General features: G+C 67.5%; 12 protein-coding genes and 1 tRNA gene. 11 read left to right on the forward strand and 2 right to left on the reverse strand.

What is annotated here, in order from left to right; translation table 11 throughout:
* Nucleotides 1–20: 20 nt before the first annotated feature.
* Nucleotides 21–1,040, reverse strand: coding sequence for an adenosine deaminase (locus tag ACFVT5_RS00955; protein WP_389880049.1), 1,020 nt, complete (start codon nt 1,038–1,040; stop codon nt 21–23).
* A 154-nt stretch (nt 1,041–1,194) separates the two neighbouring features.
* Nucleotides 1,195–2,421 carry a pyridoxal phosphate-dependent aminotransferase gene (locus ACFVT5_RS00960; RefSeq protein WP_389880051.1) on the reverse strand — a complete coding sequence of 409 codons (1,227 nt, stop codon included), beginning with the start codon at nt 2,419–2,421 and terminating at the stop codon, nt 1,195–1,197.
* 203 nt (nt 2,422–2,624) lie between these two features.
* Here ACFVT5_RS00960 and ACFVT5_RS00965 point away from each other — a divergent pair.
* From ACFVT5_RS00965 to rpoB, 11 genes are all read left to right on the forward strand, one after another.
* Nucleotides 2,625–2,697: transfer RNA gene (locus tag ACFVT5_RS00965), tRNA-Trp, on the forward strand.
* A 109-nt stretch (nt 2,698–2,806) separates the two neighbouring features.
* Complete coding sequence (gene secE / locus ACFVT5_RS00970) at nt 2,807–3,094, forward strand: preprotein translocase subunit SecE (RefSeq protein ID WP_389880053.1); 288 nt, start codon at nt 2,807–2,809, stop codon at nt 3,092–3,094.
* A gap of 75 nt (nt 3,095–3,169) precedes the next feature.
* Complete coding sequence (nusG, locus tag ACFVT5_RS00975) at nt 3,170–4,108, forward strand: transcription termination/antitermination protein NusG (protein WP_389880055.1); 939 nt, start codon at nt 3,170–3,172, stop codon at nt 4,106–4,108.
* A 298-nt stretch (nt 4,109–4,406) separates the two neighbouring features.
* Nucleotides 4,407–4,931 carry a hypothetical protein gene (locus ACFVT5_RS00980; RefSeq protein WP_389880057.1) on the forward strand — a complete coding sequence of 175 codons (525 nt, stop codon included), beginning with the start codon at nt 4,407–4,409 and terminating at the stop codon, nt 4,929–4,931.
* Between the two features lie 171 nt (nt 4,932–5,102).
* A complete protein-coding gene (rplK, locus tag ACFVT5_RS00985) occupies nt 5,103–5,537 on the forward strand; it encodes a 50S ribosomal protein L11 (protein WP_389880059.1) in 435 nt (144 codons plus the stop codon).
* Nucleotides 5,538–5,620: 83 nt separating this feature from the next.
* Nucleotides 5,621–6,349, forward strand: coding sequence for a 50S ribosomal protein L1 (rplA, locus tag ACFVT5_RS00990; RefSeq protein ID WP_389880061.1), 729 nt, complete (start codon nt 5,621–5,623; stop codon nt 6,347–6,349).
* A 161-nt stretch (nt 6,350–6,510) separates the two neighbouring features.
* Nucleotides 6,511–7,386 carry a hypothetical protein gene (locus ACFVT5_RS00995; RefSeq protein ID WP_389880062.1) on the forward strand — a complete coding sequence of 292 codons (876 nt, stop codon included), beginning with the start codon at nt 6,511–6,513 and terminating at the stop codon, nt 7,384–7,386.
* Nucleotides 7,387–7,533: 147 nt separating this feature from the next.
* Nucleotides 7,534–8,445: a hypothetical protein gene (locus tag ACFVT5_RS01000; RefSeq protein WP_389880064.1), complete on the forward strand. Its 912-nt coding sequence runs from the start codon at nt 7,534–7,536 to the stop codon at nt 8,443–8,445.
* Between the two features lie 338 nt (nt 8,446–8,783).
* Nucleotides 8,784–9,314, forward strand: coding sequence for a 50S ribosomal protein L10 (gene rplJ, locus ACFVT5_RS01005; protein WP_389880066.1), 531 nt, complete (start codon nt 8,784–8,786; stop codon nt 9,312–9,314).
* A gap of 111 nt (nt 9,315–9,425) precedes the next feature.
* A complete protein-coding gene (gene rplL, locus ACFVT5_RS01010) occupies nt 9,426–9,809 on the forward strand; it encodes a 50S ribosomal protein L7/L12 (protein WP_389880067.1) in 384 nt (127 codons plus the stop codon).
* 586 nt (nt 9,810–10,395) lie between these two features.
* Complete coding sequence (gene rpoB / locus ACFVT5_RS01015; RefSeq protein WP_389880069.1) at nt 10,396–13,881, forward strand: DNA-directed RNA polymerase subunit beta; 3,486 nt, start codon at nt 10,396–10,398, stop codon at nt 13,879–13,881.
* Nucleotides 13,882–13,891: the final 10 nt, after the last annotated feature.

Below are 13,891 nucleotides of genomic sequence, written 5' to 3' on the forward strand. Positions count from 1 at the left end.
CAGCCCACACCCTCACCGGCTCACGCCGTCAACCACGCGTCCACATCGGCCAGCAGCTCCCCCTTGACGCCCTCCGGCGCCGCCGACGCCCGCACCGACTGCCGGGCCAGCTCCGCCAGCTCCCGGTCGTCGAAACCGTGGTCCCGGCGCGCGATCTCGTACTGCTCCGCCAGCCGCGACCCGAACAGCAGCGGATCGTCCGCCCCGAGCGCCATCGGCACCCCCGCCTCGAACAGAGTCCTCAGGGGTACGTCCTCGGGCTTGTCGTAGACGCCGAGCGCCACATTCGACGAGGGACACACCTCGCAGGTCACGCCCCGGTCCGCGAGCCTCTTCAGCAGCCGGGGGTCCTCAGCGGCCCGCACCCCGTGCCCCACCCGGTTCGCGTGCAGGTCGTCCAGGCAGTCCCGTACCGACGCGGGGCCCGTCAGCTCGCCGCCGTGCGGGGCCGACAGGAGCCCGCCCTCGCGCGCGATGGCAAAGGCGCGGTCGAAATCACGTGCCATGCCCCGCCGTTCGTCGTTGGACAGCCCGAACCCGACGACACCCTGGTCCGCGTACCGCACCGCGAGACGCGCCAGCGTACGGGCGTCCAGCGGGTGCTTCATCCGGTTGGCCGCGACCAGGACCCGCATATCGAGCCCCGTCTCCCGCGAGGCCGTACCCACCGCGTCCAGGATGATCTCCAGGGCCGGGATCAGCCCGCCGAGCCGGGGCGCGTACGAGGTCGGGTCGACCTGGATCTCCAGCCACCGCGAGCCGTCCCTGACGTCCTCCTCGGCGGCCTCCCGCACCAACCGCTGTATGTCCTCGGGCTCCCGCAGACACGACCGCGCCGCGTCGTAGAGCCGCTGGAAACGGAACCAGCCACGCTCGTCGGTCGCCCGCAGCTTCGGCGGCTCACCGCTGGTCAGCGCGGCCGGGAGGTGCACTCCGTACTTGTCGGCGAGTTCGAGCAGGGTCGCGGGCCGCATCGACCCGGTGAAGTGCAGATGCAGATGGGCCTTGGGCAATGCGGCCAGGTCACGTACTCGCTCCATCCCAGGATCTTGCCGCACGCACCCGGCTTCCTGGTAGCCGCTTTCCCCGTTCGTGGTCCGCACCGAACGAAGAAGCGGGCCGCCTCCCCAGGGGGAAACGGCCCGCACGCGCGCGTAGAGGCGCTTTTCGCCTTCGGACGAAGTTCCGGAGCGGTCAGTCCTTGGCCTCGGCCAGAAGCTTCTGGAGCCGCGAGACACCCTCGACGAGGTCCTCGTCACCCAGCGCGTACGACAGCCGCAGATAGCCCGGCGTACCGAACGCCTCGCCCGGGACGACCGCCACCTCCGACTCCTCCAGGATCAGCGCGGCCAGCTCGACCGTGTCCTTCGGGCGCCGGCCGCGGATCTCCTTGCCGATCAGGGCCTTCACCGACGGGTACGCGTAGAAGGCGCCCTCCGGCTCCGGGCAGAGGACGCCGTCGATCTCGTTCAGCATCCGCACGATCGTCCTGCGGCGCCGGTCGAACGCCTCCCGCATCTTCGCGACGGCCGTCAGATCGCCCGAGACGGCGGCCAGCGCGGCGACCTGCGCGACGTTGGACACGTTGGACGTCGCGTGCGACTGGAGGTTCGTCGCCGCCTTGACGACGTCCTTCGGACCGATCAGCCACCCCACGCGCCAGCCGGTCATGGCATACGTCTTGGCCACGCCGTTGACCACGATGCACTTGTCGCGCAGCTCCGGCACGACCGTCGGCAGCGAGGTGAACGTCGCGTCGCCGTAGACCAGGTGCTCGTAGATCTCGTCGGTCAGTACCCACAGCCCGTGCTCGACGGCCCAGCGGCCGATCGCCTCGACGTCCTCGGCGCTGTAGACGGCGCCCGTCGGGTTCGACGGCGACACGAAGAGCAGCACCTTGGTGCGCTCCGTACGGGCCGCCTCCAGCTGCTCGACCGAGACGCGGTACCCCGTCGTCTCGTCCGCGACGACGTCGACCGGCACCCCGCCCGCGAGCCGGATCGACTCCGGGTACGTGGTCCAGTACGGCGTCGGGACGATGACCTCGTCGCCCGGGTCGAGGATCGCGGCGAACGCCTCGTAGATCGCCTGCTTTCCGCCATTGGTCACCAGGACCTGCGACGCCTCCACCTCGTAACCGGAATCGCGCAGCGTCTTGGCGGCGATCGCGGCCTTCAGCTCGGGCAGTCCGCCGGCCGGCGTGTAGCGGTGGTACTTCGGGTTCTTGCACGCCTCGACGGCGGCTTCGACGATGTAGTCGGGCGTCGGGAAGTCCGGTTCACCGGCGCCGAAGCCGATCACCGGCCGTCCGGCGGCCTTCAGGGCCTTGGCCTTGGCGTCCACGGCGAGGGTCGCGGACTCGGAGATCGCGCCGACTCGGGCGGAGACCCGGCGCTCGGTCGGAGAGGTTGCAGCGCTCATGACCCCATCGTTTCAGACCGGAAACGCACCCGGCACACGGGTTTCACAGTGCGGGCAGCCGGGCACGCGGCGAGTGAGCGGCGCTTACTGTTCGACGTCGGCCCGAGGACCACGTACACTCTCACCTCGTTGGCCTTCAGGGGCCGCTCCCGCGCAGCGCACTCCACGCAGTTGAGCGGATGCGGTACGTTGGGGCGCACCAAAGGGTCGTAGCTCAATTGGTAGAGCACTGGTCTCCAAAACCAGCGGTTGGGGGTTCAAGTCCCTCCGGCCCTGCAACACACACCTCTCCGCCAGGATGTGTGGGAAGTACACACTGCAATGCATCGCCGTGCGGCTCAACCGGGCGCGGCACGGCCACGACCCGGGATTCAGGTGAGGACGAGTGACGGACGCCGTGGGCTCCATCGACATGCCTGATGCCCAGGACGAGTTGCCCGAGTCCCAGAAGAAGGCCCGTAAGGGCGGCAAGCGCGGCAAGAAGGGCCCCCTGGGTCGGCTCGCGCTCTTCTACCGCCAGATCGTCGCGGAACTCCGCAAGGTGGTCTGGCCGACTCGCCATCAGCTGACGACGTATACCACTGTGGTGATCGTCTTCGTCGTCATCATGATCGGCCTTGTGACCGTGATTGACTATGGGCTCAGCCACGTCGCGAAATACGTCTTCGGCTGATCGAAGGCGAAGGGCGCCGTTCCTGGCGCCCCTTTCGCGTGTTCCACCCCTTGTATCCAGGAAGAAGCAGCCACAGTGTCTGACCCGAACCTGAACGACGCCGTCGAGCCGCGGCCGGGCGCTGTCGAGTCCGCTGAGGACGAGCTCGACATCGTCGAGGCGGCGGACGCCGAGGACCCGGACCAGGCCGAAGCTTCCGACGCCGCCGCGGGCAAGCCCGCCGAGCAGGCGGCTGTGCACGTCGAGACCGACGACGAGTCCGAGACGGACGAGACCGAGGCCGCTGAGGAAGCCACGCAGTCCGACGAGGACACGGACGACACGAACGACACCGAGGGCAGCGAAGAAGCCGCCGAGGAAGCCGAAGAAGAGGCTGCCGAGGAAGAGGCCGAGCCGGTCGACCCGGTCGCCGCCCTCCGCGAGGAACTCCGCACTCTGCCCGGCGAGTGGTATGTCATCCACACCTACGCCGGCTACGAAAACCGTGTGAAGACCAACCTCGAACAGCGTGCCGTCTCGCTGAACGTCGAAGACTTCATCTTCCAGGCCGAGGTGCCGCAGGAAGAGGTCGCCCAGATCAAGAACGGCGAGCGCAAGACCATCCGTCAGAACAAGCTCCCCGGCTATGTCCTGGTGCGCATGGACCTGACGAACGAGTCCTGGGGCGTCGTCCGCAACACCCCCGGCGTCACCGGCTTCGTCGGCAACGCCTACGACCCGTACCCGCTGACCCTGGACGAGATCGTCAAGATGCTCGCCCCGGAGGCCGAGGAGAAGGCCGCCCGCGAGGCCGCCGAGGCCGAGGGCCGCCCGGTTCCGCAGCGCAAGGTCGAGGTCCAGGTCCTGGACTTCGAGGTCGGCGACTCGGTCACCGTCACGGACGGCCCGTTCGCCACGCTCCAGGCCACCATCAACGAGATCAACGCCGACTCGAAGAAGGTCAAGGGCCTCGTCGAGATCTTCGGCCGCGAGACCCCGGTCGAGCTGAGCTTCGACCAGATCCAGAAGAACTAGACGCATACGAAGAACCAGCGGCCCGGCAGTCACCGCGCCGCACGCGGAAGCCCTCGCTCACCGGAGACGGTCGGCGGGGGCTTTTTCGTACGCGCGATCGTGTACCCCCCGATCGTGTACCCCCCGATCGTGTACCCCCCGAATGTGTTCTGCGCCACAACCATCCGGTGACCCCGCGGGTCTGACCCTGTGACCGAAACGCGTGGACGGTGTTCTTCGTGGTGTTCTGCGTGATCCACGAAGGTTGACCGGCATCGTCCGCGTATGTAGCCACACATCAGTCAGGGGGAACCACCACATGCGTGCCCGCACACCCTTCATCGCGGCAGCGGCCTGCGCCTTCGCGCTCATTCCCGCGACCACCGCCCTCGCCGGTACGGGACCCGCGCCCGCGCCCACCAAGAAGGCGGCCACCCAGTCCACCGCCGCGTCGGAGGCCGGCAACCCGCGCACCGCCAAGGCCGCGGCGGCGGGCGTCTGTTCGGACGCCTACCAGATCGGCACCACCGTCTACATCAACCGCGGTGGCGCCCACGCCGCCTCGGTCAAGCAGTTCTACTCGCCCCGCTGCGACCGTAACTACGGCTATCTGTGGGTGTGGCAGAGCTTCCGCGACAAGACCAAGGACTACGACGTCAGCGTCGGCGTGTACAGCTACTCGCGGGACCAGGTCGTCGGCCAGGACTGGTGGAACGCGACCAACGGCCAGGAGTTCTGGTCGCTGCCCGCAGCGACCGTCAAGGAGTGCACCGCCGCCATCGGCACCCTGCGCGCCCCTGGCGACCCGGTGCCCGGCCAGGCGGTGACGTCGAAGCGCTGCTGAGCACCAGACCGCCGGACGCGTCCGCGTTCACTCAGGGTCCCGGCCATCAGGGGGTGGCCGGGACTCCGGTTTGGGCCCCGCCGGGTTACCCGTTATCGTGGTGCGGTATGCCTCCATCCGGATGATCCGGAGTGGACGGCTCAAAACTCTCACTAGGACCCGGAGAGAGCAATGCCTCCCAAGAAGAAGAAGGTCACGGGGCTCATCAAGCTCCAGATCCAGGCCGGTGCGGCCAACCCGGCGCCGCCGGTCGGCCCCGCGCTGGGCCAGCACGGCGTCAACATCATGGAGTTCTGCAAGGCGTACAACGCCGCGACCGAGTCGCAGCGTGGCTGGGTGATCCCGGTGGAGATCACGGTCTACGAGGACCGTTCCTTCACCTTCATCACCAAGACGCCGCCGGCCGCCAGGATGATCCTGAAGGCCGCGGGCATCGAGAAGGGCTCCGGCGAGCCGCACAAGACCAAGGTCGCGAAGATCACCGACGCGCAGGTCCGCGAGATCGCCACCACCAAGATGGCCGACCTCAACGCCAACGACCTGGACGCCGCCGCGAAGATCATCGCTGGTACGGCCCGTTCCATGGGCGTGACCGTCGAGGGCTGATCGCGCCCCCGTACGACCTTTCACAGTGGTAGGGCCAGCGCTGGCCCGGACCACGAACTCCCACCCTGAACCCAGGAGTAGAAGTGAAGCGCAGCAAGTCTCTCCGCGCTGCGGACGCCAAGATCGACCGGGACAAGCTCTACGCCCCGCTTGAGGCCGTGCGTCTCGCCAAGGAGACCTCCACCAGCAAGTTCGACGGCACCGTCGAGGTCGCCTTCCGTCTGGGTGTCGACCCGCGCAAGGCCGACCAGATGGTCCGTGGCACCGTGAACCTCCCGCACGGCACCGGTAAGACCGCCCGGGTCCTGGTCTTCGCGACCGGTGACCGTGCCGAGGCCGCGCGTGCCGCGGGCGCCGACATCGTCGGCTCCGACGAGCTGATCGACGAGATCTCGAAGGGCAACCGCCTGAACGAGTTCGACGCCGTCGTCGCCACCCCCGACCTCATGGGCAAGGTCGGCCGCCTCGGCCGTGTCCTCGGCCCGCGTGGTCTGATGCCGAACCCGAAGACCGGCACCGTGACTCCTGACGTGACCAAGGCCGTCAACGAGATCAAGGGCGGCAAGATCGAGTTCCGCGTCGACAAGCACTCCAACCTCCACTTCATCATCGGCAAGGTGTCCTTCGACGACACCAAGCTCGTGGAGAACTACGGCGCCGCGCTGGAGGAGATCCTCCGTCTGAAGCCGTCGGCCGCCAAGGGTCGCTACATCAAGAAGGCCGCCATCACCACCACGGTGGGCCCCGGCGTTCCCGTCGACCCGAACCGCACCCGCAACCTCCTCACGGAGGAGGACCCGGCCGCCGTCTGAGCCTCCCGGCTCCCCACGGCGACCGCGTCCACGCACGCGTTCCCGGACGGGCCCCGCACCTTTCGAGGTGCGGGGCCCGTCCCATTGCCGCCCCCCGACCCGGCCTGAGCTGCGCTAGCGTGCGGAGGACAGGCGATACGGGCGCGGGGGTGGGAGCCGGGATGCTAGGGAGCGGGGACACCGGGCGGGGCGACGTCGTGTTCACGGCCATGTGTACGTTCATCGTGGCCGCGCTGACCGGATCCGCAGCGCTCCTCGGGCTCGTCGGCTGCGATCCGGACCACGGCGACACGACCGCGCCCACGGCCCGTACGAGCGCCCCGGTGTCCGCGCCGCCCGAGGTGACCGAGGCCCTGCGCGCGGCGCACACCGCGACCGACAGGGCGGGCTCCGCGCGCGTGGACGCCGTGCTGCGCATCGGTGACCGGATGTCCACGACGACCCGTGGCACCCTCGGCTGGTCCGACGGCCTCAGCGGCACCCTGACCATCGGCTACACCGGCGGCTCCATGGCCCGGACGATGCGGGAGTTGGGCAGCGCGCGGACCGAGGCCCGTTTCGTCGCCGACGTGTACTACGCGCGCATGAGCGACAAGTTCGCCGCACTCGCCCAGGGCCGGCACTGGGTCAAGTACCGCTACGACGCCTCGACGAACTTCGCCCCGAACCAGTCCGTCGCCCTCCTGCTCGCCGCCGGGGACGCCCGCAAGGTCGGCCGGGAGACGGTACGGGGCGTCAGTACGACGCACTACACCGGCACCGTACGGGTGGCCGATCTGCCGACCGAGGGGCCCGACGCCGCGGGCTCGGCCGACCTGCGCAAACAGCTTCAGGACGCCGGGGTCACCAGCCAGCGGGTCGACGTCTGGATCGACGCCCGGAACCTGCTCGTCAAGCGCGTGGAGCGCAGCGGTACGGCGTCCGGGGCGATGGACACGACCGCGCACTACAGCGATTTCGGCGCACCCGTAAAGGCCGGAAAGGCACCGCCCGCCGAGGACACCGTCGACTACCAGGACCTTCTCGATCAGAGCTAGTCGGAGCTGGTCGGAGCTGGTCGCCGGAACCCGCCTACGCAGTTAATTTGCGGCCCCTGTCGTAGTGCTCCGCTAAAGTCCCAGTAAAGTTATGTGTTGTTCGCATTACAGGGGACGGGGGCTATGAAGGTCATGAAGAAGTCAAGGATGACGGGTGCGGTGCTCGCCACCGCATTGCTGTGCGGTGGCGCAGTCGCGTGTTCGGAGAGCACGGGGGGCGGCTCCAAGGGGGCCAAGGCGGACCAGCAGCCGCACTCGAAGGCAGCGGTCGCCAAGGCCATCACCGCCGCGTACAAGAAGACCGCCGCGGCCAAGTCCGCGCACGTCGAGATGACGATGAAGATGCCGGCCGGGGCGGCCGACGGCGGCGGCGACATGAAGATGAGCGGCCTGATGGGCTGGGACCCGACGGTGATGGACATGACCGCGTCGGGCTCCGCGTTCGCCGGCGCGGCCGGCGGGCCCGACAAGATCCGTATGGTCTGGCAGGACAACGTCATGTACATGGACATGGGGGCGGAAGCCGCCAAGGACATGGACGGCAAGCGCTGGATGAAGATGGACCTCAACGCCATCGCCGAGCAGTCCGGCGACGACAAGATGGCCAAGCAGCTCACCGGCAGCATCGACAGCGCCAACCAGGACCCGGCGCAGCAGCTCGCGATGCTCCTCGACTCGCCGAACCTCAAGCACGTGGGCAGCGAGAAGATCGACGGTCAGCAGACCGAGCACTACAAGGGCAAGCTGACCGTCACCGAGATGATGGAGTCCAACGACTCCCTCGACGTCTTCAGCGAGAGCGAGCGCGACGAGATCCTGAAGAACATCGAGAAGGCCGGCATCACGGGCTACGACACCGAGGTCTGGGTCAACGAGGACGACTACCCGGCCCGCATGGACATCGCGATGGACAACGCCGAGGGCACCGTCGACATCTCCATGAAGTACTCGGACTACGGCACCGCGGTGAAGGTCTCGCCGCCGGCCGCGAAGGACACCTTCGACCTGATGGAGATGCTGAAGGATCTGGAGGAGCTGGGCGCCGAGGACCCGGCCTGAGCCCCGGCACCCTCCGCTGACGATCCGTCCGGAGATCTGCCTGAAGATCCTCCGAAGCAGGAGCCCGCGACCGGATTTGCTTGACAAGGATCCGGTCGCGTACGCTTCCCAGGAAGCCCAAGACCGCTGGTAGTTGCCGTGCGCTCGTCCGAGAGTGCGGTGGCCGAAGGATCCGCTGAATTGCGGACGACCCGCGCAGGTGACCGTGGAAGTGCTCCCGGACGGATTCTCCGCCCCGGTCGAGCTACGCCCCGAGCGCCTGCGCCGGGGCGTTTCGTTTTCCCCAGTCCTCCTTCGGGTCCGCGCGGTCCGAATCACCCGGAAGGAGGCCGAGGCTCATGGCGAGGCCCGACAAGGCTGCCGCGGTTGCCGAGCTGACGGACAAGTTCCGTAGCTCGAACGCCGCTGTGCTGACCGAGTACCGCGGTCTCACCGTGGCACAGCTCAAGCAGCTGCGCCGTTCGCTCGGTGAGAACGCCCAGTACGCCGTGGTGAAGAACACGCTGACCAAGATTGCGGCCAACGAGGCCGGGATCAACGCGCTCGACGACCTGTTCGCGGGTCCGACGGCGGTCGCCTTCGTCACCGGTGACCCGGTGGTGTCGGCGAAGGGTCTTCGTGACTTCGCCAAGGACAACCCCAATCTCGTCATCAAGGGCGGTGTCCTTGACGGCAAGGTGCTGACCGCCGACGAGATCAAGAAGCTTGCGGACCTTGAGTCCCGCGAGGTTCTGCTCGCCAAGCTGGCGGGCGCCATGAAGGGCAAGCAGTCCCAGGCTGCCGCGCTCTTCCAGGCGCTTCCCTCGAAGTTCGTCCGCACCGCGGAGGCGCTTCGTGCCAAGCAGGCCGAGCAGGGCGGTGCCGAGTAACTCGGCTCGCACATTGACCGCCGCCCGACGCGGTGGTCACAGCGGGCCACACGTACGCCCGCCGACATGTACATCCCGGCACCTGCCGAAATAGTGGAAGGATCGCCCCTCATGGCGAAGCTCAGCCAGGACGACCTGCTCGCGCAGTTCGAAGAGATGACCCTCATCGAGCTCTCCGAGTTCGTCAAGGCGTTCGAGACCAAGTTCGACGTCACCGCCGCTGCCCCGGTCGCCGCTGCCGCCGCCGGTGGCGCTGCCGCCGCCGTCGAGGCCGAGCCCGAGCAGGACGAGTTCGACGTCATCCTCACCGGCGCCGGCGAGAAGAAGATCCAGGTCATCAAGGTCGTGCGTGAGCTGACCTCGCTGGGTCTCAAGGAGGCCAAGGACCTCGTGGACGGCGCCCCGAAGGCCGTCCTGGAGAAGGTCGCCAAGGACGCCGCCGAGAAGGCCGCCGAGTCCCTCAAGGGCGCCGGCGCCTCCGTCGAGGTCAAGTAATCGCAGCCGCGTTCGGGTCACCCTCACGGGGAACCCTGTAACGCGGACGCACCGCGGGGCGATCACCCATCTGGGTGGTCGCCCTTCGGCGTTCCCCAAGGCACCGCGAGGGCTGCCTTGCGGAGCGGGTCGTGACGAGTATGGTGATCTTCATCGTGCCTCAGGCGGTCCGGGTGACGGCTCGCAGTGACGGGTGATCAGTGACGATCGGAGCACTTCGTTCGCGCTGGGGGGCCTTGACGAACCGCACGCAGCGCGCAATTCTCAGGACGCGTCGTCACAACGATCCGGGATCCGAGGCATGGATCGGCGGCGAAGAGGGCAGTATCGAGGCGTTGAGGGCGTGACTGGCAGCAAGGTGATGAGAACAACGAGGGTCTCGAAAAACCCGCACTGGACATCAGTGGGCCAAGTGGCTACACTGACCCTTTGCGCTGCCTGTTAGCTGCCTCCTGCCCGTCACCAGGGGCATGCCCATGTGTGAGCATCGACGACTACGGAAGCCCTGACCTGGGATTTCTGTCTCTGTGCCTTTCATGGGACCGGTACGCGCGTAGTGAGTCCGAGCCCTCGGAAGGACCCCCTCTTGGCCGCCTCGCGCACTGCCTCGACCGCGAATACGAACAACGGCGCCAGCACCGCCCCGCTGCGCATTTCCTTTGCAAAGATCAAGGAGCCCCTTGAGGTTCCGAACCTTCTTGCGCTGCAAACCGAGAGCTTTGACTGGCTGCTCGGCAATGACGCGTGGAAGGCTCGTGTCGAGGCGGCTCTGGAAAGTGGACGGGACGTCCCCACCAAGTCCGGTCTGGAGGAGATCTTCGAGGAGATCTCCCCGATCGAGGACTTCTCCGGGTCGATGTCCCTGACGTTCCGCGACCACCGCTTCGAGCCGTCGAAGAACTCCATCGACGAGTGCAAGGAGCGCGACTTCACGTTCGCCGCACCGCTCTTCGTCACCGCCGAGTTCACCAACAACGAGACCGGCGAGATCAAGTCCCAGACGGTCTTCATGGGCGACTTCCCGCTCATGACCAACAAGGGCACCTTCGTCATCAACGGCACCGAGCGTGTCGTCGTGTCGCAGCTGGTCCGCTCGCCGGGTGTCTACTTCGACTCGTCCATCGACAAGACCTCCGACAAGGACATCTTCTCCTCCAAGATCATCCCGTCCCGGGGTGCCTGGCTGGAGTTCGAGATCGACAAGCGCGACATGGTCGGCGTCCGCGTCGACCGCAAGCGCAAGCAGTCCGTGACCGTCCTGCTCAAGGCGCTCGGCTACACCACCGAGCAGATCCTTGAGGAGTTCGGCGAGTACGAGTCGATCCGCGCCACCCTGGAGAAGGACCACACCCAGGGCCAGGACGACGCGCTGCTCGACATCTACCGCAAGCTGCGTCCGGGCGAGCCGCCCACGCGTGAGGCCGCGCAGACGCTCCTGGAGAACCTCTACTTCAACCCGAAGCGCTACGACCTCGCGAAGGTCGGCCGCTACAAGGTCAACAAGAAGCTCGGTGCCGACGAGCCGCTGAACGCGGGCGTGCTCACCACCGACGACATCATCGCCACCATCAAGTACCTGGTGAAGCTGCACGCCGGCGAGACCGAGACGGTCGGCGAGTCGGGCCGGGAGATCGTCGTCGAGACCGACGACATCGACCACTTCGGCAACCGCCGTATCCGTAACGTCGGCGAGCTGATCCAGAACCAGGTCCGTACGGGTCTCGCCCGTATGGAGCGCGTCGTGCGTGAGCGCATGACCACCCAGGACGTCGAGGCGATCACGCCCCAGACCCTGATCAACATCCGGCCGGTCGTCGCCTCCATCAAGGAGTTCTTCGGCACCAGCCAGCTGTCCCAGTTCATGGACCAGAACAACCCGCTGTCGGGCCTGACGCACAAGCGTCGCCTCAACGCGCTCGGCCCGGGTGGCCTCTCGCGTGAGCGGGCCGGCTTCGAGGTCCGTGACGTGCACCCCTCGCACTACGGCCGCATGTGCCCGATCGAGACGCCCGAAGGCCCGAACATCGGCCTGATCGGCTCGCTCGCCTCGTACGGCCGGATCAACCCCTTCGGCTTCATCGAGACCCCGTACCGCAAGGTCGTCGACGGCCAAGTCACCGACGAGGTCGACTACCTGACCGCCGACGAGGAGGACCGCTTCGTCATCGCGCAGGCCAACGCGCCGCTGACCGACGACTTCCGGTTCGAAGAGGCCCGCGTACTGGTCCGCCGCCGTGGCGGAGAGGTCGACTACGTGCCCGGCACGGACGTCGACTACATGGACGTCTCGCCGCGCCAGATGGTGTCGGTCGCGACCGCCATGATCCCGTTCCTGGAGCACGACGACGCCAACCGTGCCCTCATGGGCGCGAACATGATGCGTCAGGCCGTGCCCCTCATCAAGGCCGAGGCGCCGCTGGTCGGTACGGGCATGGAGTACCGCTGTGCCACCGACGCCGGTGACGTCATCAAGGCCGAGAAGGACGGTGTGATCCAGGAGGTCTCGGCCGACTACATCACCGTCACCAACGACGACGGCACGTACACCACGTACCGCGTCGCCAAGTTCTCCCGCTCCAACCAGGGCACCTCCGTCAACCAGAAGGTCGTCGTCTCCGAGGGCGACCGGGTCATCGAGGGCCAGGTCCTCGCCGACGGTCCCGCCACCGAGAACGGCGAGATGGCGCTCGGCAAGAACCTCCTCGTGGCGTTCATGCCGTGGGAGGGCCACAACTACGAGGACGCGATCATCCTGTCGCAGCGCCTCGTACAGGACGATGTCCTCTCCTCGATCCACATCGAGGAGCACGAGGTCGACGCCCGTGACACCAAGCTCGGCCCCGAGGAGATCACCCGGGACATCCCGAACGTCTCCGAAGAGGTCCTCGCCGACCTCGACGAGCGCGGCATCATCCGTATCGGCGCCGAGGTCGTCGCCGGTGACATCCTCGTCGGCAAGGTCACGCCCAAGGGTGAGACCGAGCTGACCCCCGAGGAGCGGCTGCTGCGCGCGATCTTCGGTGAGAAGGCCCGTGAGGTCCGTGACACCTCGCTGAAGGTGCCGCACGGCGAGATCGGCAAGATCATCGGCGTACGCGTCTTCGACCGCGAGGAGGGCGACGAGCTGCCCCCCGGTGTCAACCAGCTGGTGCGCGTGTACGTGGCGCAGAAGCGGAAGATCACCGACGGTGACAAGCTCGCCGGCCGGCACGGCAACAAGGGCGTCATCTCGAAGATCCTGCCGATCGAGGACATGCCGTTCCTGGAGGACGGCACCCCGGTCGACATCATCCTCAACCCGCTCGGTGTGCCGTCCCGAATGAACCCGGGACAGGTACTGGAGATCCACCTCGGCTGGCTCGCCAGCCGCGGCTGGGACGTCTCCGGTATCACCGAGGAGTGGGCGCAGCGCCTCCAGGCCATCGAGGCCGACCAGGTCGCGCCGGGCACCAACGTCGCGACGCCCGTCTTCGACGGCGCCCGCGAGGACGAGCTGGCCGGACTGCTCCAGCACACCATCCCGAACCGTGACGGCGAGCGCATGGTGCTCCCCACCGGTAAGGCCCGGATGTTCGACGGCCGCTCCGGCGAGCCGTTCCCGGAGCCGGTCTCCGTCGGCTACATGTACATCCTCAAGCTCCACCACCTGGTCGACGACAAGCTGCACGCCCGGTCGACCGGTCCGTACTCCATGATCACCCAGCAGCCGCTGGGTGGTAAGGCCCAGTTCGGTGGCCAGCGCTTCGGTGAGATGGAGGTGTGGGCGCTGGAGGCATATGGCGCCGCGTACGCCCTCCAGGAGCTGCTGACCATCAAGTCCGACGACGTCACCGGCCGCGTGAAGGTCTACGAGGCCATCGTCAAGGGCGAGAACATTCCCGAGCCCGGCATCCCCGAGTCCTTCAAGGTGCTCATCAAGGAGATGCAGTCCCTGTGCCTCAACGTGGAGGTGCTGTCCTCGGACGGCATGTCCATCGAGATGCGCGACACCGACGAGGACGTCTTCCGCGCTGCGGAAGAGCTTGGCATCGACCTGTCACGGCGCGAGCCGAGCAGCGTCGAAGAGGTCTGACGGGAGTTCC

The sequence above is a fragment of the Streptomyces sp. NPDC058001 genome (assembly GCF_042886315.1).
GTDB lineage: Bacteria > Actinomycetota > Actinomycetes > Streptomycetales > Streptomycetaceae > Streptomyces.